Origin of the sequence: Actinopolyspora alba, from assembly GCF_900112765.1 — a bacterium.
Lineage (GTDB): Bacteria > Actinomycetota > Actinomycetes > Mycobacteriales > Pseudonocardiaceae > Actinopolyspora > Actinopolyspora alba.
The window spans coordinates 37,879-57,766 of the sequence record NZ_FOMZ01000003.1 but is presented as its reverse complement, the minus strand read 5'-3'; the positions used below and the strand labels follow the sequence as shown (position 1 = coordinate 57,766).

The 19,888-nt window shown below is 69.4% G+C and carries 14 protein-coding genes and 2 riboswitches; of the genes, 4 read left to right on the top strand and 10 right to left on the bottom strand.

The window, feature by feature from the left end; genetic code table 11:
• Window positions 1-331: 331 nt before the first annotated feature.
• Both cbiE (BM150_RS04850) and cobM read left to right on the top strand, forming a co-directional pair.
• Entirely contained in the window at window positions 332-1,576 is a 1,245-nt protein-coding gene (gene cbiE / locus BM150_RS04850) for a precorrin-6y C5,15-methyltransferase (decarboxylating) subunit CbiE (protein WP_175496693.1), read from the top strand.
• Complete coding sequence (cobM, locus tag BM150_RS04845; protein ID WP_092924983.1) at window positions 1,573-2,316, top strand: precorrin-4 C(11)-methyltransferase; 744 nt, start codon at window positions 1,573-1,575, stop codon at window positions 2,314-2,316. Before cbiE (BM150_RS04850) ends, cobM begins: the two co-directional genes overlap by 4 nt.
• A gap of 133 nt (window positions 2,317-2,449) precedes the next feature.
• On the opposite strand, the gene BM150_RS04840 is transcribed toward cobM, so the two are convergent.
• Window positions 2,450-3,553, bottom strand: coding sequence for a cobalt-precorrin-5B (C(1))-methyltransferase (locus tag BM150_RS04840; protein WP_092924536.1), 1,104 nt, complete (start codon window positions 3,551-3,553; stop codon window positions 2,450-2,452).
• Between the two features lie 234 nt (window positions 3,554-3,787).
• Here BM150_RS04840 and BM150_RS04835 point away from each other — a divergent pair, with 234 nt between their 5' ends.
• Window positions 3,788-4,537: a cobalt-precorrin-6A reductase gene (locus tag BM150_RS04835; protein WP_092924534.1), complete on the top strand. Its 750-nt coding sequence runs from the start codon at window positions 3,788-3,790 to the stop codon at window positions 4,535-4,537.
• On the opposite strand, the gene BM150_RS04830 is transcribed toward BM150_RS04835, so the two are convergent.
• The 3 genes from BM150_RS04830 to cobG are packed head-to-tail and all read right to left on the bottom strand — an operon-like array spanning window position 4,525 to window position 8,080.
• Window positions 4,525-6,042: a precorrin-2 C(20)-methyltransferase gene (locus BM150_RS04830; protein WP_092924981.1), complete on the bottom strand. Its 1,518-nt coding sequence runs from the start codon at window positions 6,040-6,042 to the stop codon at window positions 4,525-4,527. The two genes, BM150_RS04835 and BM150_RS04830, sit on opposite strands and share 13 nt — an antisense overlap.
• A 23-nt stretch (window positions 6,043-6,065) precedes the next feature.
• Window positions 6,066-6,692, bottom strand: a complete 627-nt coding sequence (locus tag BM150_RS04825; protein ID WP_092924532.1) for a precorrin-8X methylmutase — start codon at window positions 6,690-6,692, stop codon at window positions 6,066-6,068.
• Window positions 6,689-8,080: a precorrin-3B synthase gene (gene cobG / locus BM150_RS04820; RefSeq protein WP_092924530.1), complete on the bottom strand. Its 1,392-nt coding sequence runs from the start codon at window positions 8,078-8,080 to the stop codon at window positions 6,689-6,691. Before cobG ends, BM150_RS04825 begins: the two co-directional genes overlap by 4 nt.
• Before the next feature lie 124 nt (window positions 8,081-8,204).
• A riboswitch (cobalamin riboswitch) is annotated at window positions 8,205-8,329 on the top strand.
• 130 nt (window positions 8,330-8,459) lie between these two features.
• Between cobG and cobN the strand changes: the two genes are divergently transcribed.
• Window positions 8,460-12,074: a cobaltochelatase subunit CobN gene (gene cobN, locus BM150_RS04815; RefSeq protein WP_092924528.1), complete on the top strand. Its 3,615-nt coding sequence runs from the start codon at window positions 8,460-8,462 to the stop codon at window positions 12,072-12,074.
• Window positions 12,075-12,135: 61 nt separating this feature from the next.
• Here the strand turns inward: cobN and cobA are convergent, their stop codons facing one another.
• The 6 genes from cobA to BM150_RS04785 form a co-directional block, all read right to left on the bottom strand.
• A complete protein-coding gene (gene cobA, locus BM150_RS04810) occupies window positions 12,136-13,371 on the bottom strand; it encodes a uroporphyrinogen-III C-methyltransferase (RefSeq protein WP_092924526.1) in 1,236 nt (411 codons plus the stop codon).
• An 81-nt stretch (window positions 13,372-13,452) separates the two neighbouring features.
• Entirely contained in the window at window positions 13,453-14,520 is a 1,068-nt protein-coding gene (locus BM150_RS04805) for a HoxN/HupN/NixA family nickel/cobalt transporter (protein WP_217641368.1), read from the bottom strand.
• Between the two features lie 75 nt (window positions 14,521-14,595).
• Window positions 14,596-14,725, bottom strand: a riboswitch (cobalamin riboswitch).
• Between the two features lie 168 nt (window positions 14,726-14,893).
• On the bottom strand, window positions 14,894-15,994 hold the full coding sequence (locus BM150_RS04800; protein WP_092924522.1) for a pyridoxal-phosphate-dependent aminotransferase family protein: 1,101 nt from the start codon (window positions 15,992-15,994) through the stop codon (window positions 14,894-14,896).
• 494 nt (window positions 15,995-16,488) lie between these two features.
• Entirely contained in the window at window positions 16,489-16,974 is a 486-nt protein-coding gene (locus BM150_RS04795) for a cobalamin biosynthesis protein (RefSeq protein WP_092924519.1), read from the bottom strand.
• Entirely contained in the window at window positions 16,971-18,179 is a 1,209-nt protein-coding gene (cbiE, locus tag BM150_RS04790) for a precorrin-6y C5,15-methyltransferase (decarboxylating) subunit CbiE (RefSeq protein ID WP_092924979.1), read from the bottom strand. Before cbiE (BM150_RS04790) ends, BM150_RS04795 begins: the two co-directional genes overlap by 4 nt.
• 51 nt (window positions 18,180-18,230) lie before the next feature.
• Complete coding sequence (locus tag BM150_RS04785; protein WP_092924517.1) at window positions 18,231-19,871, bottom strand: SAM-dependent methyltransferase; 1,641 nt, start codon at window positions 19,869-19,871, stop codon at window positions 18,231-18,233.
• Between the last annotated feature and the right edge of the window lie 17 nt (window positions 19,872-19,888).

The following is a 19,888-nucleotide window of genomic DNA, read 5'->3' as shown; positions in this document are numbered from 1 at the left end:
GCGCGGAGCCGCGGCAGGAGTCGCCCATGACGTCCGGAACCTCCCGGATCCCGGTTGCCGATACGCCGTACCGGCAACACCGAACCGGGCTGTCCTGCCGGTACGCGCCCGGCCGATCCCGCTGGCACCGGAAACCGTCCGCGCCGGTGAACCGTGTTCCGCGACACAACGAGCCCCGGAGAAGGAGAACCGCGAACGTGTCCTGTTACCTCTTCCGCGGTGAGCGGAGCGCGCTGCCCGGCGCGGTTCTGAATTCCGGGGTCGTCACGGAGGACGTGCCGGCAGGAGCCGTTGTGGGCCGAGTGACGACGTCCGAGGCACCGGGATCGTCATGAGCGAGGTGAGTAAGGAGCTGCCCGAACGCGTGCTGGTGGTGGGCATCGGCGCCGACGGTTGGCCGGGTCTGTCCCCGACCGCCAGGCAAGCGATCACCGAGGCCGACGTGCTGCTGGGCAGCCGCAGACAGCTCGATCTGGTACCGGAGCCGAGTGGCCGCCGGGTCGCCTGGCCCTCACCGCTGCTGCCGGCGTTGCCCGGCTTGTTCGCCGAGTACGCGGACAGCGCGGTCTGCGTGCTGGCGAGCGGGGACCCGATGTTCCACGGGATCGGCGCGACCCTGGCCAGGTTGCTGGGACCGGAACGGCTGGATGTGATACCGCGGCCCTCCTCCGTGTCACTGGCGTGTTCCCGGTTGGGATGGCCGTCGCAGGAGACCGAGGTGGTCAACCTGGTCGGCAGAGCGGTGGAGAACGTCCTGGCCGCACTCGATCCGGGCGGACGCCTCCTGGTGCTGAGCTCCGACGGGACGACTCCGGGCAAGGTCGCCGAGCTGCTCACCGAGCACGGCTTCGGCCCCAGCGAGCTGACGGTGCTGCAGAACCTGGGAAGCGCGCACGAGCGGCACCGGACCACGACCGCGGCCGAACTGCGGCAGAACACCGAACCACTCAACGTGCTCGCGGTGCGCTGCCGCACCGACGAGGAGACGCAGCTCTCCTTCGAGCGCTTCCGAACCGCTGGTGCGCCGGGACTGCCGGACGAGGCGTTCGAGCACGACGGGCAGCTGACCAAGCGGGACGTGCGGGTGACCACGCTGGCTCGGCTGGGTCCCTTCCCCGGTGGGCTGCTGTGGGACGTCGGCGCGGGGGCCGGAAGCGTGGCCGTCGAGTGGATGCGTGCCGCTCCGTCCTGCCGGGCGATCGCGATCGAGCGAGGCTCCGAGCGTGCCGAACGGATCGCGCGCAACGCCGCCCGGCTCGGGGTTCCCGAGCTGAGCGTCGTCGCGGGAACCGCTCCGGAAGCGCTGCGGGGGCTGGAACGACCGGACGCGGTGTTCGTCGGCGGCGGGGTGACCGCGCCCGACGTGTTACGGACCTGCATGGAGGCGTTGGCACCGGGCGGACGCCTGGTGGTCAACGCCGTCACGATGGAATCGGAGTCGATAGTGTCCGACTGGTACAGCAGGTTGGGCGGCGAATTGGTGCGCATCGGCATCGAACAGGCCGCTCCGATCGGTGGATTCACCGCTTGGCGTCCCGCCATGCGGGTGACGCAATGGGCGGTGACGAAGCGATGACGGTTCACTTCATCGGTGCGGGCCCCGGTGCGGCCGACCTGATCACCGTTCGTGGGCGGGACACCCTCGCGAACAGCCCGGTGTGTCTGTACGCGGGCAGTCTGGTCCCCCGGGAACTTCTGGAACAGTGCCCGCCGGAAGCCCGACTCGTCGACACCGCCAGGATGACGCTCGACGGGATAGTCGACGAGATGCTGGCGGCCCACCGTCGGGGACAGGACGTGGCACGGCTGCACTCCGGGGATCCGGCGGTGTTCAGCGCCGTGGCCGAACAGATGCGCAGGCTCGACGCCCACGGTGTCGACTACGAGATCGTTCCGGGGGTACCCGCGTTCAGCGCGGCGGCGGCAGCGCTGAACCGGGAGCTCACCGTTCCCGGTGTCGGTCAGACCGTGTTGCTCACCAGGATCGCCGCCCGAGCTACCCCGATGCCGGAGGGCGAGGACCTGGAAACACTGGGCAGCAGCGGCGCGACGATGGTGTTGCACCTGGCGGTCAACCGCGTCGAGGAGCTCGTGGAGCGATTGGTGCCGAACTACGGCCCCGAGTGCCCCGTCGCCGTGGTCGCCGGTGCGAGCAGGGACGACGAGATCGTGCTGCGCGGCACGCTGTCAGACATATCCGACCAGGTCAGGCAGGCGGGGATCGAGCGTACCGCCGTGATCGTCGTGGGCGAGGTGCTCACGGCGGGTGAGTTCCCGGACAGCCACCTCTACTCGGCGAACCGTTGTCGCGAGTGATCGCCCGCTTCTGACGCCCGGACGGTCCCGCCCTGGGTACCGGGCGTCAATTTCTCGCGAAATCGCCGCGCCGCCACGACGCGGTGCCGAGAACCCCTACCACCCACGCGAGGGATCGGGGCGGCGGAGTCCGTCAGAAGGTCGGAGAAGTACGTCCGACGATCTCCCCACCACGGTCGATCACGACCACCTCGACCTCCACGGCCGAGCCACGCAGCGTTTCCAGGGCCACCTCGCGTGCGTGCCGAGCGACGACATCCCCCAGCCGGAAATCCTCGGCGAGGGCCGCTTGGAGCGCGTCGAGGGCGGTGTTGGCACCGGCCACGCGTTCGGCCAGTTCCGCACTACCGCCCTCCTGCCGCACCAGCCGGGACAGCTGCGCGAAGTTGACCCGGGAACGCTTGGAGTGCAGATCCAGGTGGCCGTCGGCGAGCTTCGCCATCTTGCCGATGCCGCCCGCGATCGTCAGCCGGGCCACCGGGTGTCTGCGCAGGTACTTCAGCACCGCTCCCGCGAAGTCGCCCATGTCGAGCAGCGCCTCGTCGGCGAGTCCGTAGAGCTCGACTACCGTGCGCTCGGACGTGCTGCCGGTGCATCCCGCCACGTGCTCGAGTCCCTCGGCGCGGGCCACGTCCACTCCCCGCCGGATGCTGTCTATCCACGCCGAGCACGAGTACGGGATCACCACTCCCGTAGTGCCCAGGATCGACAGTCCACCCGTGATTCCCAGTCTCGGGTTCCAGGTGTGTCTGGCCAGCTCCTCGCCGTCCTCGACGGAGATCTCGACCACCACGTCACCGGAATCGCCGTGTCTCCCGGCGAGCTCGGTTACCGCTTCGGTGATCAGCCTGCGCGGAACGGGGTTGATCGCGGGCTCACCGACCGCCAGCGGCAGGCCGGGCTTGGTGACGGTGCCGACACCGGCTCCGGCGCGGAAGGTCACCCCGCCGCCCTGCTCACCACGGCTGACACGGGAGCGCACGACGGCACCGTGCGTGACATCCGGATCGTCCCCGGCGTCCTTGACCACTCCGGCGAACGCCCAGCCCGGTCCGGAACGCTCGCGGGTGAGCGCGAAGGACGGGCGGTGTCCCTTGGGCAACCGCACCGGCACGGGGTCCGGGAAGTCACCCGTGAGCAACGCCGTGTAAGCGGCTGTGGTGGCGGCCAGGGCACAGGCTCCGGTGGTCCAGCCGTACCGGAGCCCACCCGACTGCTCGACGCTTTCGTTCGCCACGGCAGAATGCACTCCAACGGGTTCGATTGGTCGTCCTGGCGGAAGAGTTCGCGGTCACCGATCCGGGTTCCGAAGGAGCCCGGGACTCTCAACGGCCCGACCGCACCGGCGAGCTCGACCCTACGACCGGCCCGGCCCACCCGCGGTGGGAACCCGGAAACCGTGATCCCACCGACGTTCCGGGGCCGGGCACGGGCCGTCGCCGGAAGTCCGCATTCGAATTGAGGTGTAACGATGAGTCCGCGTGTCCTCGTTCTGGGCGGTACCGGCGAGGGTAGGCGACTGGCCGAACAACTGGCCCACCTGGGAATTTCGGTGGTGTCCTCGCTCGCCGGTCGGGTTCGCGAGCCGAGACTGCCCGCCGGTGAGGTCCGGATCGGCGGGTTCGGCGGCCGGGAGGGACTGGCCGAATACCTCCGCACGGAACGGATCGGGACCGTGGTGGACGCCACCCATCCGTTCGCCGCGCGGATGACCGAGAACGCGGTCTCGGCCGCGGAAACCACGGGAACCGAGCTGCTGGTGCTCCGGAGAAGGGCGTGGTCGCCGGGACCGGACGACGAGTGGCACCAGGTGGACTCGCTGGCCGAGGCCGCCGAGAGGGTCGGCGAGCTCGGGCGGCGCGTGCTGTTGACCACCGGGCGTCAGGAGCTGGGGTGCTTCGCAGCCGCGCGGGACAACTGGTTCCTGGTACGCACCGTCGACGAGCCCGAACAACCACTGCCTCCGAACATGACCACGCTCTCCGCGAGAGGACCGTTCGACACCGCCTCCGAGCTGGAGCTGCTCCGAGCACACCGGATAGAGGTGATCGTGAGCAAGAACAGCGGAGGTGACATGACCGAGGGGAAGCTGACCGCCGCACGCGCGCTGGGACTGCCGGTGGTGCTGGTGCGACAGCCGGACCTCCCGCCGGCACCCGTGGTACACACCGTGGAGGAGGCGCTCACCTGGTTCCGGGAACGCGGTTCTCATGCCGGGTAACGGCGTGGCGTGAACACGGTCGTACCGTCCGAGCGCTCGACGACCCTGCTGGTGGAGGAGCCGACCAGCAACAGACATCGCATGTCGACCTGTTCCGGATCCAGCTCGTCGAGCCGGACGATCCGAACGTCCTCCTCCGCACCTCCGATGTCCCTGCCGATCACCACCGGTGTGTCGGGAGCACGGTGCCGGAGCAGTGTGTCGCGGGCCGCACCGACCTGCCAACGCCTGCTCGCGGAAGCGGGGTTGTAGACGGCCATCGCGAGATCGGCACTCGCGGCGGCCTCCAGCCGCTGTTCGATGACGCTCCACGGTTTGAGCCGGTCGGACAGCGAGAGCACGCAGTAGTCGTGGCCCAGCGGCGCCCCCGCTCTGCTGGCCACCGCCTGCGCCGCGGTGAGCCCGGGGAGCACGCGGACGTTCACGTGCTCGTAGGCCGGATCGGCGGCCGCCTCCAGCACGGCGCTCGCCATCGCGAAGACCCCCGGGTCGCCGGATGAGACCACGACGACCTCGCGCCCGGTGGCGGCGAGTTCCAGCGCTGCCGCGGCCCGCTCGGCTTCGACCCGGTTGTCCGAGGGGTGCTTGCGTTGGCGCGGATTGGTCGGAATCCGGTCGAGGTAGGGACCGTAGCCGACGAGATCGTCAGCGGCGCCGAGCGCCGCCTGCGCCTCGGGAGTCGTCCACTCCCGACCCGCGGGACCCAATCCGACCACGCTGAGGCCGCCCGAGCTCGAACCGGTTTCGCCGCCGGTGTCCTCGTGGGCCGCGGTGGTGCCGGTGGTGTCACCCACCGGACTGGGCAGCAGCGCCAGTGAGAAGTAGGGCACGCTTTCGGGATCGACGTCGCCGAGCTTCTCGACTCGTTGGCGGCGTGTGCTGGCGCGTTCCACGTAGTAGGCACTGTCGAGACAGCCTGCCTTGTCGAAGGCCTCCCGCACTCCCTCGAAGGTCCGCCCCAGTTTGAGCACGGCGGCGGCGTCGGTGTCCCGCAGCCGCTCGGCCAGGGCGTCCGGCTCCAGAGTGCCGGGCAGTACCGTGAGGACCTCGTCGCGTTCGGCGAGTGGTCGTCCCAGCTCGGCCGAAGCGGCGCTGACCGAATTGACCCCTGGCACGACCTCCGTGTCGAACCGCCCCGAGAGCCGTTTGTGCATGTGCATGTAGGAGCCGTAGAAGAACGGGTCGCCCTCCCCCAGCAGCGCGACGTCGCGCCCCGCGGCGAGGTGAGTGGCCAGCCTGCCCGCGATCTCGGTGTAGAACTCGTCGATCGCGCCCTGGTAACCCCCTGGATGATCGGTGGTCTCGGTGGTGACGGGATACACCAGGGGTTCCTCGATCTGGTCACCGCGCAGATAGGGCTCGGCGACCGAGCGGGCGATGCTGTTGCCGTGCCTGGCGCTGTGATAGGCGACCACGTCGGCCTCACCGATCAGACGTGCCGCCTTGACCGTGACCAGTTCCGGATCACCGGGACCGAGCCCCACTCCGAACAGTCGGCCGGGCAGGGGGGCGTTGCTGTGTTGGCTGCTCACTCTTCCTCGCTCGCGATCGCGTTGATGGCGGCGACCGTCATCGCACTACCGCCGCGCCTGCCGTGCACCACCAGGTACTCGGGGCAGCCGGGGTGCTCCTCCAGCGCCTGTTTGGACTCGACCGCACCGATGAACCCGACCGGAATCCCCAGTACCGCCGCTGGTGTTCCCGCCCCCTCCTCGATCAGCTCCAGCAACCGGAACAAGCAGGTGGGTGCGTTGCCGATCGCGACCACGGCTCCGTCGAGCCTGCCCCGCCACAGTTCCATGGCCGCCGCGCTGCGGGTGGTCTCCAGTTGCCGGGCCAGCTCCGGGACCCGTGGGTCGGACAGGGTGCACAGGATCTCGTTGGCGGCGGGCAGCCTACGGCGCGTCACCCCCGCGGCCACCATTTCCGCGTCGCACAACACCGGAGCACCGGCGGCCAGCGCGTCGCGCGCGACACCTACCACTCCGGAGGAGAAGGCGAGATCGTCGACAAGGTCGACCATGCCGCAGGCGTGGATCATGCGCACGGCCACACCGGCGACGTCCGACGGCAGTTCGTCGAGACCGGCTTCGGCGCGGATCGTCGCGAAGGAGCGCCGGTAGATCTCCTTGCCGTCCCGGATGTATTCGATCACCGGTTGTCCTCGTCACCCGTTTCCTGCTGGTTGTCCTCGTGTCCGTTCCCGGGCTCGACGGTGCTCGCACCGACGTGCCGGGCACGCCGGACGGCCTCGGCCACCTCGTCCGTCCCCGCCTCCGTGGCCCAGGTGTCGGTCCCGGACTCCGTGGTGGAGCTGACCCGGTATCCGGAGGGGCTCGCCAGTACTTCCACCACCGGACCACGCGGCAGCCCGCAGCGGCGCGAGCAACCGGCCCAGTGCACCGGCAGGACACCGCCCTCGGTGTCTCCGGCGTCCGCCGCCTCGACATAGGCCAGACCGCGCGCTGCGTCCCGGTGGACGTCTGCCAGGGACTTGGCACAGCCGGGTTCCCCCGCACAGGCGGTCGCGCCGTTGAACGGCGAGGCTGTTTCGACGATCAGACCGCACGAGTGCAGCGCGGAGAGCCACGTCGAGCACTCGTCTTCGGCGACGCCGGGGACGACCACCGTCCGCCAGGGCGTCAGTCGAACGGTACCCGACGCGGCTTCGGCCGTTCGTATGATGCAACGCAGCTGCGCCGGGGACAAGCGCCCCAGTGGTGCTCCCACACCCAGGGCTACCCGCCCCTCGGAGCGAGCCAGTTCACCGACAGTGGGTCTTTCCTGGGAATTCGCCCGCTCTGTGAACGAGGCAGGGGGCCGCGATGTGACATCGGCAACGGATCCCGACCATCGCTCCACACGAGCACGGAGCGCGTCGGTCAACTCATCCGGTGTGTCCAACTCGGCCACTCGCCACGCGGCGGCACCGTGTCGTTCCCGCACGGCGAGGAACTCGCACGCGGCCGTCACCGCGGCGGCGGGCGCCGAGTCGGGCGGAACCCGCACTCCCGAATCGGTTCCCGCCAGCAGCAGGGCGAGGCTGTCGGAGGACACCGGCAGCAATCCCACGTCGGCACGCAACCGCGCCAGATCACCGCTGCCGTCGTCGACGGTGAACAGGAACCTGCCGGACAGTTCGGCCAACGCGGGCTCGGCGCACAGCAGCGCGTCGAGTTCCGCGGCGAGCCAACGCACCGAGCGCAGTCGGCCACGCCCGCCGAGCCCCGCGTAGGGGGCGGCGATGATGTTGCGCACCCGCTCGTGGGTCAACGAGGGCAGCAGACCGACCTCGGCCAGCAGCCGTCCCAGCTCGTCGGGAGCTTCGACACCGCGCAGCTGCAGGTTCGCACGCGAGGTCAGCTCGACCGTGGAGTTCCCCAGCTCCACGGCGGCCTTCGTCAGGGCGTGCAGCTGGCGGGCCTCCAGCCGCCCCCCGGGAACCCGGATCCGCGCCAGCCCACCGTCCGCGGCCTGATGAACCCGGAGCGCACCGGGGCAGGCATCGGCTCTGTCGCGGTCGACGCTGTAGTTCTCGGACACTCCGGGGATGCTACGGGCCGCACCACTGTGCGCCGCGACACGATGGCGGCTCGGGGTGTGCCCGCGGCTTGACGAGGGATCCGCACGTTACCGAAACTGGAGCGCGTATCTGCGGTGGATCATGGAGGAAGCCGGTGCGAGTCCGGCGCGGTCCCGCCACTGTCACCGAGGAGCGAACTCCGTGGACGGTCACTGTCTCGTGGAGATGGGAAGACCGGAGCGAGCGATGATCCGGGAGCCAGGAGACTCCGACCACCGCCACCACTGAAAAGGGGCGAGGACCCCTGGGAAGGTTACTGATGCGCCGTTCGAACGCGCGTGCATCGCGCGTCCTGTCCTGGTCGGTCCTCCCGGTTCTCGACGCCGAGGAGCCAATCGCATGATCCTGCTGCTGTCAACTTCCGACACCGACCTGCTCAGTGCCCGGGCCAGCGGCGCCGACTACCGGCTCGCCAACCCGGCCCGGGTCGGCGCGGACGATCTCCCCGGGCTGCTCGACGGGGTCGACCTCGTCGTGGTGCGGCTGCTCGGCGGCCGCAGGGCGTGGGAGGAAGGACTCGACGTCCTGCTGAACGGGCCACGCCCGGTGGTCGTGCTCGGCGGGGAACAACAGCCGGACGCAGAGCTCATGGAGTGCTCGACGGTTCCGGGCGGGGTGTGCGCCGAGGCGCACGCCTACCTGGCGCACGGCGGCCCGGAGAACCTGACCCAGCTGTTCCACTTCCTGTCCGACACCGTGCTGTTGACCGGGAACGGCTTCGCTCCGCCCGCGGAAACCCCCACCTGGGGCAGGCTGGAACGCACGCCGGGTCGGCAGGAGGGCCCCACCGTCGCGGTGCTGTACTACCGGGCGCACCACATGGCGGGCAACACCGCGTTCGCCCACACCCTCTGCGACGCGATCGAGAACGCGGGCGGACAGGCCATGCCGCTGTTCTGCGCCTCGCTGCGCACCCCCGACCCGGAACTGCTCGAAACGCTGCGCGGCGCGGACGCCCTGGTGGTCACGGTGCTCGCCGCGGGGGGCAGCAAACCCGCGGTGGCCACCGCCGGTGGTGACGACGAGGCGTGGGACGTCGGCGCACTCGCGCAACTGGACATCCCGATCCTGCAAGGGCTGTGCCTGACCAGCAGCCGCGCCGCTTGGGAGGAGAACGACGAGGGACTGTCCCCGTTGGACATGGCAACCCAGGTCGCGGTTCCGGAGTTCGACGGCAGGCTGATAACGGTACCGTTCTCGTTCAAGGAGAACGACTCGGAAGGGCTGCCGGTCTACGTCGCCGACAGCGAGCGCGCGGCGCGTGTCGCCGGGATCGCGGTTCGGCACGGGAGGCTGGGACACATCCCCGCCGAGCGCAAGCGCCTCGCGTTGATGCTCTCGGCGTACCCCACCAAACACGCCAGGGTCGGTAACGCCGTCGGCCTGGACACCCCGGTTTCCGCGGTGCGGATGCTGCGCTCGCTGCGTGAGCACGGCTACGACATCGGGCCGGCGGAGGGTCCGGACGCCCTGCCCGGTGTCGAGGCGCAGGACGGTGACGCGCTGATCCACGCATTGATCGCGGCCGGCGGACAGGACCGGGACTGGCTGAGCGAGGAACAGCTGGCTGGCAACCCGGTACGTATCCCCGTCGGTCGCTACCGGGAGTGGTTCGACTCGCTTCCCGAACAGTTGCGCGCCGACATCGAACAACACTGGGGACCGCCGCCCGGTGAGCTGTTCGTGGACTACTCGCGGGACCCCGAGGGTGAGATCGTGCTCGCCGCCATCAGGGCGGGCAACGTCGTGCTGATGATCCAGCCGCCGCGTGGCTTCGGGGAGAACCCGATCGCGATCTACCACGACCCGGACCTGCCACCGAGCCACCACTACCTGGCCGCCTACCGCTGGCTGGTCGACGACTTCGACGCGCACGCGATGGTGCACCTGGGCAAACACGGCAATCTGGAGTGGCTCCCGGGCAAGACCGCGGGCATGTCGGCGGCCTGCGCCACGGACGCGGCGATCGCCGATCTGCCGCTGATCTACCCGTTCCTGGTCAACGATCCCGGTGAGGGAACACAGGCCAAGCGGAGGGTGCACGCGACCCTGGTGGACCACCTGGTTCCTCCGATGGCCCGCGCCGAGAGCTACGGCGACATCGCACGACTGGAACAGCTGCTCGACGAGCACGCCAACATCACGGCGATGGACCCGGCCAAGCTGCCCGCCATCCGCAGCCAGATCTGGACGCTGATGCAGGCTGCCAAGCTGGATCACGACCTGGGGTTGGCGGAGCGCCCGCACGACGCCGAGTTCGACGACATGCTGATGCAGGTCGACGGTTGGCTGTGCGAGGTCAAGGACGCCCAGATCCGGGAAGGGCTGCACGTGTTCGGGGACCCTCCCGCCGGGGAGGCCCGGATCGGCCTGGTGCTGGCGATGCTGCGGGCGCGGCAGATGTGGGGTGGCCAGCAGGCAGCGGTTCCGGGGCTGCGAGAGGCGTTGGGACTCGCGGAGGACGGTTCGGAGGCCCGGGAGCGGGTGGACGACGTCGAGGAGCGGGCTCACTCGCTGGTGGCGGCCATGGAGGAACACGGCTGGCAGAGCGAGAGAGTCGAGGAAATCTGCCGTGCGGTGCTGGGCGAGGTGCCGGAACGGGTTCCCGAGGTGCTGCGGTTCGCCGCCGCGGAGATCGTGCCGCGACTCGCGGCCACCACCGACGAGATGGACTCGACGCTGCACGCGCTGAACGGCGGCTACATCCCCTCCGGGCCGAGCGGCTCCCCGCTGCGCGGCCTGGTGAACGTGCTGCCCACCGGCAGGAATTTCTACTCGGTGGATCCGAAGGGCATTCCGAGCAGGCTCGCCTGGGACACCGGCTACGCCATCGCGGAGTCGCTGCTGCAGCGCTACCGCGAGGACAACGGTGAGTGGCCCGACACGGTGGGACTGTCGGTGTGGGGCACCAGCGCGATGCGCACCTCCGGTGACGACATCGCCGAGGTGCTCGCGCTGATCGGTGTCCGCCCCACGTGGGACGACTCCTCGCGGCGGGTCAACGGACTGGAGGCGATCCCGCTCGACGAGCTCGAACGGCCGCGCGTCGACGTCACGGTGCGCATCAGCGGTTTCTTCCGGGACGCCTTCCCGCACGTGGTGAACCTGCTCGACGACGCCTTCCGGATGGTCTCCGAGCTGGACGAGCCCGACGAGTGGAACCACGTGCGGGCGCACACCAGGGCCGACATCGCCGAGCACGGCGACAAGCGCCGCGCGACGATGCGCATCTTCGGTTCCAAGCCGGGCGCCTACGGTGCGGGCATGCTGTCGCTGATCGACAGCCGCAACTGGCGCGACGACTCGGACCTCGCCGAGGTGTACACGGTCTGGGGTGGTTTCGCCTACGGCCGCGAGCTGGACGGTGTCGAGGCGAGGTCGGACATGGAGACCGCCTACCGCAGGATCTCGGTGGCGGCCAAGAACACCGACACCCGGGAACACGACATCGCCGACTCGGACGACTACTTCCAGTACCACGGTGGGATGGTCGCCACGGTCAGAGCGCTGACCGGCGAATCCCCCGCCGCCTACATCGGGGACAGTTCGCGGCCGGACTCGATCCGGACCCGTTCGCTACACGAGGAGACCTCGCGGGTGTTCCGTTCCCGCGTGGTCAATCCCCGCTGGGTCTCGGCGATGCGCCAGCACGGCTACAAGGGGGCCTTCGAGCTCGCGGCCACGGTGGACTACCTGTTCGGCTACGACGCGACCACCGGCGTGGTCGGCGACTGGATGTACGAGAAGCTCGCCGAGACCTACGTCTTCGACGAGCAGAACCAGAAGTTCCTCACCGAGTCGAACCCGTGGGCGCTGCACGGGATCGCCGAGCGACTGCTGGAGGCCGCCGACCGCGAGCTGTGGGCGGAGCCGGACCCCGAAACGCTGCGGGGGCTGCGTGAGGTCTACCTGCAGGTCGAAGGTGACCTGGAGGACGGTCCCGGCGGGAACTGACACCGACGCTCGTCGGCGTCGATTTCTCGCGAAATCGACGCCGACGAGCGGTCGGGCGGAATCACCCGACCGGCAGTGCGCCGCGTTCGGGGGCCAGCCCCGCCACCGGCCCGACGACGATCACGGCGGGCGGCTTGACCTCGGAGTTCTCGACGTCGTCGGCCACCTCGCGCAGGGTGCTCCGCAGCGTCCGCTGCGTGTGCATGGTGCCCTCCTGAACCACCGCGACCGGCGTCTCGGGGCCCCTGCCGTGTTCGAGCAGCACGTCGGCGAACTCGCGGATCCGCTTGACGGCCATCATCAGCACCAGAGTCCCGTTCAACCGGGCCAGGGCGGGCCAGTCCACCAGGGACTGCTCGTCCTTCGGCCCCACGTGCCCGGAGACCACGACCACCTCGTGCGCCACCCCCCGGTGGGTCACCGGCACGTCTCCGATCGCCGGTGCCGCGAACGCACTGGTTATGCCGGGCACCGCGGTCACCGCCACCCCTGCCTCGACGCAGGCCAGCAGTTCCTCGAAACCCCGTCCGTAAACGTAGGGGTCGCCGCCCTTGAGCCGCACCACGAAGTTGCCCGCCGCGGCGCGTTCGATCAGCAGCTTGTTGATGACTTCCTGGTTCGCCGCGCGACCGTAGGGGATCTTGGAGGCGTCTATCACCTCGACGTCGGGGGACAGCTCCTCCAGCAGCTCGCGCGGCGCGAGCCGGTCGGTGATCACCACGTCGGCCCTCCCCAACAGCTGGCGCCCACGAACCGTGATCAGATCGGGATCCCCCGGACCACCGCCGACGAGGGCGACGCCGGGTTCCGGTGGTTCGGCGCGCTCATCGACCTGTCCGGTGCGCAGCGCCTCCAGCAGCGCCTCCTTGACCACGGCCGACCGCCGGTGATCCCCACCGGCCAACACTCCGAACAGCAGTCCGTCGTGTTCCGCGACGGCGGGAGTGACCGCGGTGCCCCCGCTCGCGTCGTCCGCGCGCACGCAGAACACCCGGTCGCGCTCCGCCTCGGCGACGACCCGCTCGTTGACCTCGGCGCTGGAGGTGCAGGCCACCGCGTACCAGGCCCCGTCCAGATCTCCCTCGGCGTACCGCCTGCGGTGCCACACCAGCTCCCCGGCTTCGGCCATGGCGTCAACGGCGGGAGTGGCCTCCGGCGATATCAGCACGACGCTTGCCCCTGCCTTGAGCAGCCTGGGGACGCGGCGCTGTGCCACGGTTCCTGCTCCGACGACCACCACCCGCCTGCCCTGCAGATCGAGTCCGGCGAAGTAGTGGTGCTGGCTGTGCGAGGTCATCTGGATAGTCGTTCCTGTCGGGTCACACCCCCGGCGACATCGGCGGGGTCGGTTCGAGACTGTCGCTGCCGCTGGTATCCGTCACTGGTGAGCACGCACGACTTCGTGCGGCTTGGGAGCGGACAGCTTCCACCAGAGCGCGGCGCCTCCCCATACTGCCATGAAGGCCCCGAGCGTCAGATACCCGAGAAGCTCGAAGTGATCCCCGATACCCGCGACGATCCCAGCCATCGGGACACCGAGCTCCGAGAACACTCCCGCGAGCACCACCACGCCGATCACCAGCGCCAGCACCACGGTCAGCGCCGTGGTGGTGACGTTCACCCAGAGCCTGCGGACCGGCTGTGCGAGCGACCACGTGTAGGCACGTGACATCAGCATCCCGTCCACACTGTCCACGGTGCACATCCCCGCCGCGAACAGCAGCGGAAGGGTGAGCACGGCCATGGTCGACACCTCGGTGGGGGCGACGAGCGCGAGCACGGTGATCTCTGTCGCGGTCTGCATTCCGAGCCCGAAGAGCAGGCCGATCACGAAGAGATGCCAGGACTTGCCGATCAACCTGCGCATCCGGCCACGCAGCACCCGGGCCAGCAATCCTCGCCGACCGAGGACTTCCTCCACCTCGGCGTCGTCGACGCCCGTGGTGCGGGCGCGGCGCAACAGTCGGAAGGCGTCGCGCAGGACCAGGGCGTTGAGGACCGCCAACACCCCCACGACCATCACCACGAAAACGTCCACGAACAGCGCCGTTCGCGCGCCGAGCTGCTCGGCCCAGCCATTCGCGGCCACGCCCGCGACGAACGCGACCAGTGACGCCAGAATCAGCACCACGCTGGAGTGACCCAGCGCGAACCACATGCCGGTGGAGACCGGCTTTCTGCCACGCTGCATCAACAGTCGGGTGGCGTCGTCGATCACCGCGACGTGGTCGGCGTCGAAGCCGTGTCGTACGCCGAGCACGTAGGCGGCGGTTCCCGCGGCGGCCAGTCCTCCCGCGGCACCGAGGGAGTTCTGGTAGAGCAGATACCCGCCCCAGCCGAGCAGGTGCAGCACGGCCAGCACGATGAACACGAGGGTGACTTTCCGGCGCTCCGTGGCGGACCAGCCACCGCCGGACCCACCCGGTAACGGGTCGGAAGACATCATTTCGAGGGACCTCCCGGGAATTCCCGCCCTGGGGATCTGGTTCCGCGCGTCACGGCGCGACGCGGGGCCGCAGGCAGTTTCCTGGCTCCCGGATCATGGCCTGTCGTTCCCCGCCTTCCAGCCCGTGGCACGAGCCGTGGCATCGCTTGGGGAACCGCTCCCCGGTCACAGTGGCGGGACCACCTCGGATTCGCACCGAGTTCCTCGCCGTGCGGCGCGAGCATCCTCACCCGGAAGAAGGCACAAAGTCAATCATGGTGAGGTTGTTCACCGTGGAGATCCCACGACCGGGAACGTTCCGGACGTGCTCGTGCCCGGCCCCGCCGTTGTGACGGGGTCGGGCACGAGCACGTGGACAGGTAGCCCGGATCGGTCACCGACCGAGGACGGTGCGCAACGCACCGAGCAGCGTCTCCACCCGGTCCAGCCGCGCGTTGTTGCCCATCAGACCGATACGCCAGACGCTGTTGGCGAACGGTCCGGCACCGGCACCGATCTCGATGCCGTAGTCGGTCAGCAGTTGCTTGCGCACGTCCGCCGAGTCCACACCTTCGGGAACCCACACGCTCGTCAACTGGTGCAGCCTGTTGCCCTCCGGAGCGAACAGCTCGAGCCCCATCCGCCGCAGGCCCTGCTGCAGCGCCTCGCCCGCCGCACGGTGGCGCTCGGCGACCGCGGGCATCCCCTCGTCGAGCACGCGGCCGAGCGCGGCGTGCAACGAGGCGACCATCGCGGTGGGCGCGGTGTGGTGGTAGGCGCGTCCGCCGGAGGCGCCTCCGGTGACGTAGTTCCCGATGAGCCCGAGGTCCAGATACCAGGTGGTGGGGTTCTCGACCCTGCGCTGCCAGGCGCGTTCGGAAACCGTGAACGGCGCGAGTCCCGGGGGGACCCCGAGGCATTTCTGCGTACCGGCGTAGGCGATGTCGACGTTCCAGGCGTCGAGGTCGATCCGTTCACCGGCGATCGAGGTCACACAGTCCGCCAACAGCAGGGTGTTGTCGCCGCGGGAACGCAACGCCTCGCCCAGGCGACCGATATCGCTGCGCACACCGGTGGAGGTCTCGGCGTGCACGGCTGCCACCAGCGCCGGGGCGGGATGGGCGTCCAGCACGCGCTGGACGTCCACCGGCTCTCCCCATTCGTGGTCGACACGCACGACCTCTGCTCCGTAACGGCTCGCGACATCGCACATGCGTTCGCCGAACAGACCGTTGACGGCCACGACGACCACGTCACCGGGACGCACGAAGTTGACGAAGGCGGCCTCCATCCCGATGGAGCCGGTACCGGAAAGCGGAAGCGTCCGAAGGTTTCGGGTCCCCCAGACCGACCGCAGCCGTTCCCCGGTGTCGTCGAGCAGCTTCAGGAACTCCGGGTCCAGGTGGCCGAGCAGCGGAGCCGCCAGGGCCGCGGTGGCCTCCGGATAGGTGTTCGACGGCCCGGGGCCGAGTAGAGAGCGTTCAACCAGTGCCATGATGCCCAGCCTAGGCATACCGTCCCAGCGCAGCGGGCCGTACCCACTTGACGCGGATCTGACCTGGGCACGCCGGATTCCATGCAACGGAAACAAGATTCCACGAGCGTACTCACACGAACTGTTGACAATGTCACATCCTCGAGAAATCCACGGAAGCCGCCGCACGACACTCCGGAGAAGCCGGAAGCGCGGCGCTGAACGGCGAAAACACGCCCGGGAAAAGAAAACACCACCGCACACCCCCAGTCAGTGCGGTGGTGGGCGTGGTCGGTTCACCCGTAAGGCTGTTGGCAACCACGCAAGCCGAAGTTTTCTCACATATAGCTTGCAGTACTGTAATGTAGCTTCACTCGATACAGTCAAGATCTATCGATAAATCGGCCTAATAGTCGGCAAATTACTCACTTTGCGTAGCCGATTTGGCGCGGCTGTAACACTCGGTGCGTCGAGCGGGAGCACGGTGACCCCCCAGGGGCCCGCGCACGCGCGGATCAACGCAACCAGCGGAGCGCCCTTCCGGGAACGACCGGTCGCAGCGCCGTCGGAGATCCCGTGGGGTTGGCCGCCGCGAGCGTGACACCGGCGGTGACGAACTTGGGCAGCACCATCCGAGCCGTGCCGTCCCCGATCTCGGCGGCGGCACGCAGAGATGCCGCTTCCGCGACGCTGGGGGTGCCGACCCGTTCCCCGACGGAATCGCTCGGGTTGAGGACGATCGTCCCGGCGAGCGCTTCGGCCGAGTAGCACAGCAGCGGCAGCTCCCCCTCGGCCGCGAACGACCAGCGCCGCGAGTGTCGCCGCAACCCGGCACGCAACTGTCCCGACTCCGCCGCACGATCGATCGTGGCCACCGCCCGCACGACGACGGGGCCACCGGGAAAGCACCCGTCCAGTCCGGACAGTGCTTCCGTCACGGCGGCAGCGGTCACACCGCTGGAAGCACCGATACCGATCACCAGAGCTCCGGTGACACTCACACGGCATCCCCGTTGGGAAGCTCGGCGGACAGCAGTACCACCGGCTCACCCGCCGCCAGTCCCGAAACGTCCTCGTCCGAAGTGACCATCCGGTTGGCGAAGAGCTGTACTCCCTCGACGTGGTAACCGGCGTTGCGCAGCACATCCCTGTTCGCCGCTATGCGGTCCAACGTGTGCGAGGCGAGTACGACCCGACGCGCCCCCACATGAGCGCAGGCGGTGAGCACTTCCGCGTCGTCGATCCCGACGAAAACCGAATCCGGCTTGGCGAGCCCACGCAACACCGCCGGCGCGGCACCCTCCTCGACGCGGACGTCCACCCCGTGAGCGGCAGCGTTGGAAACCAGCCTCACGACCTGGGCCTCATCGGACTCCACCGCGACGCAGGCGGCACCCATCCTGGCGCACTCCACCGCCACCGAACCCGAGCCTGCCCCCACGTCCCACACCAGGCTGCCGGGTCGGGGAGCCAGTCGCGCCAGCGCGAGCGCACGAACCTCGCTGGTGGTGACCGTCCCCTCCCGATGGGAGAACTCGCCCTCCGGAAGGGCCCACCGCTCCGGAGGCGTGGGCTCACCCCCGCTGTGCCAGCTACGTCCGGGAACGGCGTCCGGATCGTCCACGCAGCAGACGATGTTGGGTTCGAACCAGTTGCGCTCCACTGCCTCGTCCGGATCGATCGTGGTTACACGCTCGTGCTCGCCCCCGAGGTCCTCACCGACGATCATCGTGCGACGCCAACCACGCAGCCCGGAGGCCAGTTGTGCCGGTCCGGTGTCACCACCGGTCAGCACCACCACGGTCGAACGCGCGCGGCAGATGTTGAGCGCACGGTGCAGTCCCCCGATGCGCGCGCTGACCACGCTGGCGTCCTCCCAAGAACGTCCCATGCCCGCGAGCAGTCGTTGCACGCTGGACAACGCGGGCAACACCGTGCACCGCACTCCCTTGTCGCGCAGTGCGCGAACGGCGCCGAAGAAACCGGGGTCACCCGAGGCGAGCACCACACCGGTTTCCTCGGCGGTCAACGCGGAAAGCGCGCTCAACGCGGGTCCGAACGAACCGAGCTCGACCGTTCGCACCCCCTCCGGTGCGTGCGCCCGCAAGTGCGGGGGAGCTCCCACGATCAGTTCCGCTGAGTTCAGCACCTCGGCCGCCCCCTCGGGCAACGGTCCACCGTCGATTCCGATAACCGTGACCGCCACGTCGCGCACTCCGTCCGACTAGAGGTTGAGTTGGTTTCTCGCTGTGACTTCCTACTCGGCGGCGCGCCGCTTCCCGGAACCGGTACTCGACGAACCGCCCCTGTTTCCGTTCGTCGTGCTCTTCTGCTGCGACCTGGTTCTGGTGCCGCTCTTCGCCGTGTTCGACCTGCCACCGCCGGACTTGGTCGCCGAACTCCTGGAACCGGACTTCGCCGAGGTACCGGACCGTGCGTCGTTCTTGGCGGTTTTCGGGTTCGAGACGTCGACGGCCTCCGCCGCGCTCGACTCCTCGGCCTGTTCGCCCTTTTCGGCACTGGGCCGCTCTCGCGGACCCTCCTCGGACGCGACCGGTTCCTCGACCGTTTCCGGCTCGGTACCGCCGGCGGAGTCGTCCGGTGCGGACTCCGCGTCGTCGCGCCCGCTCCCCTCGGAACCGGTCGCTCCGCGCTCCGCCGCCACGGAGGCCGCGTCGTCAACGGTGCGCGCCGGTTCGAGGCCCTCCACCGGGGCGGGGTCGACGGAGCCATCCGTCGCCGCCACGGCGTCCTCCCCCGTTCCGGAGCCGACGGCACCCTGTTCGGTGGCCACCTCCTCCTCGGGGGCCGTGAAACCCTCGGTGGACTGCTGCTCGGTCACGACCGAGTGCCGAACTCCACCGCGACCACCGGTCCGAACGGCGTCCCTGGTGTTCTGCTGCCAATCACGCACCGCCCACCAGGCGACATCGGCGTCGGCACGCGCACCATCGCGTTGTTCGTCCGAACGGGGCTGCGGAAGCGGTCCGTCCGCACTGCCCGCGGCGTCACCCGAAGCACCGCGAGTTCCCGAACTCCACTCCGTGCCCCGCCGCCCGACGGAGTACCGAGCGCCGGAACCACCGCGCCGTCCCGAAGTCGACTCCCCGTAACGACCGCCCCGCACCGCCTGCTCCCGCGTCCGCGCGGCGGAGTAGGACCGCGAACGGGTGGCCTGCGGCCGCAGCGCCTCGCCGACCAGGAAGAGCGTGTTCCGCCAGAGCCTGTGCTTCTTGACGATTCCCTCGAGCTCACCGACGCTGCCGCGCAGCACCAACTCGTCGGAGCACGTGACCTTGTAGGCGACCACGACCGGAACGTCGTCGTCGTAGCCCGCCGCGCGCAACCGCTCCACGAGTTGACCGGTGCGTGACGCGGAGACCGACAGCGCCATGGTCACGCCGTTCTCGGCGAACTCCCGCGCTTTCGCCGCATCGGGAAGCGTATTGGATCGACCGTCCGGCCTGGCCACCATGACGGGATATTCGTGGTCCGCACCGGTGAGTTCCCTGCCGACCGCGGCGGCCGCGGCGGTGTGGCCGGCCACTCCCGGAACCATCTCCACTTCCAGTTCCATGCGCGCGCAGGTGTCGTACTGCTGCTGCAGCGAACTCCAGACCGCGGAATCGCCGGAGTGCAGTCGCACCACCCGCAGGCGCTCCCGCTCCGCCCTGCGGTAGATCTCCTGAACCTCGCGCTGGTCGACCGCGGTGGTGTCGAGCAGCTCCACGTCGGCACGTGCGTGTTCCCGCACACCCTCGGGAGAGATCGTACTCGGGCTGCAGAGAACGATGTCCGCCTCGGAGATCCGACGCGCGGCGCGCAGTGTCATCAGATCGGCCGCACCGGGGCCCGCCCCCACAAAAGAGACCAGCCCGGTACGAGTTCCCGAAGTCATGCGATCGTTCTCCTCTC

Coding starts and splice junctions, on each gene's coding strand:
- cbiE (WP_175496693.1), top strand. CDS start 332: ATGAGCGAGGTGAGTAAGGAGCTGCCCGAACGCGTGCTGGTGGTGGGC.
- cobM (WP_092924983.1), top strand. CDS start 1,573: ATGACGGTTCACTTCATCGGTGCGGGCCCCGGTGCGGCCGACCTGATC.
- BM150_RS04835 (WP_092924534.1), top strand. CDS start 3,788: ATGAGTCCGCGTGTCCTCGTTCTGGGCGGTACCGGCGAGGGTAGGCGA.
- cobN (WP_092924528.1), top strand. CDS start 8,460: ATGATCCTGCTGCTGTCAACTTCCGACACCGACCTGCTCAGTGCCCGG.
- cobA (WP_092924526.1), bottom strand. CDS start 13,371: ATGACCTCGCACAGCCAGCACCACTACTTCGCCGGACTCGATCTGCAG.
- BM150_RS04805 (WP_217641368.1), bottom strand. CDS start 14,520: ATGATGTCTTCCGACCCGTTACCGGGTGGGTCCGGCGGTGGCTGGTCC.
- BM150_RS04800 (WP_092924522.1), bottom strand. CDS start 15,994: ATGGCACTGGTTGAACGCTCTCTACTCGGCCCCGGGCCGTCGAACACC.
- BM150_RS04785 (WP_092924517.1), bottom strand. CDS start 19,871: ATGACTTCGGGAACTCGTACCGGGCTGGTCTCTTTTGTGGGGGCGGGC.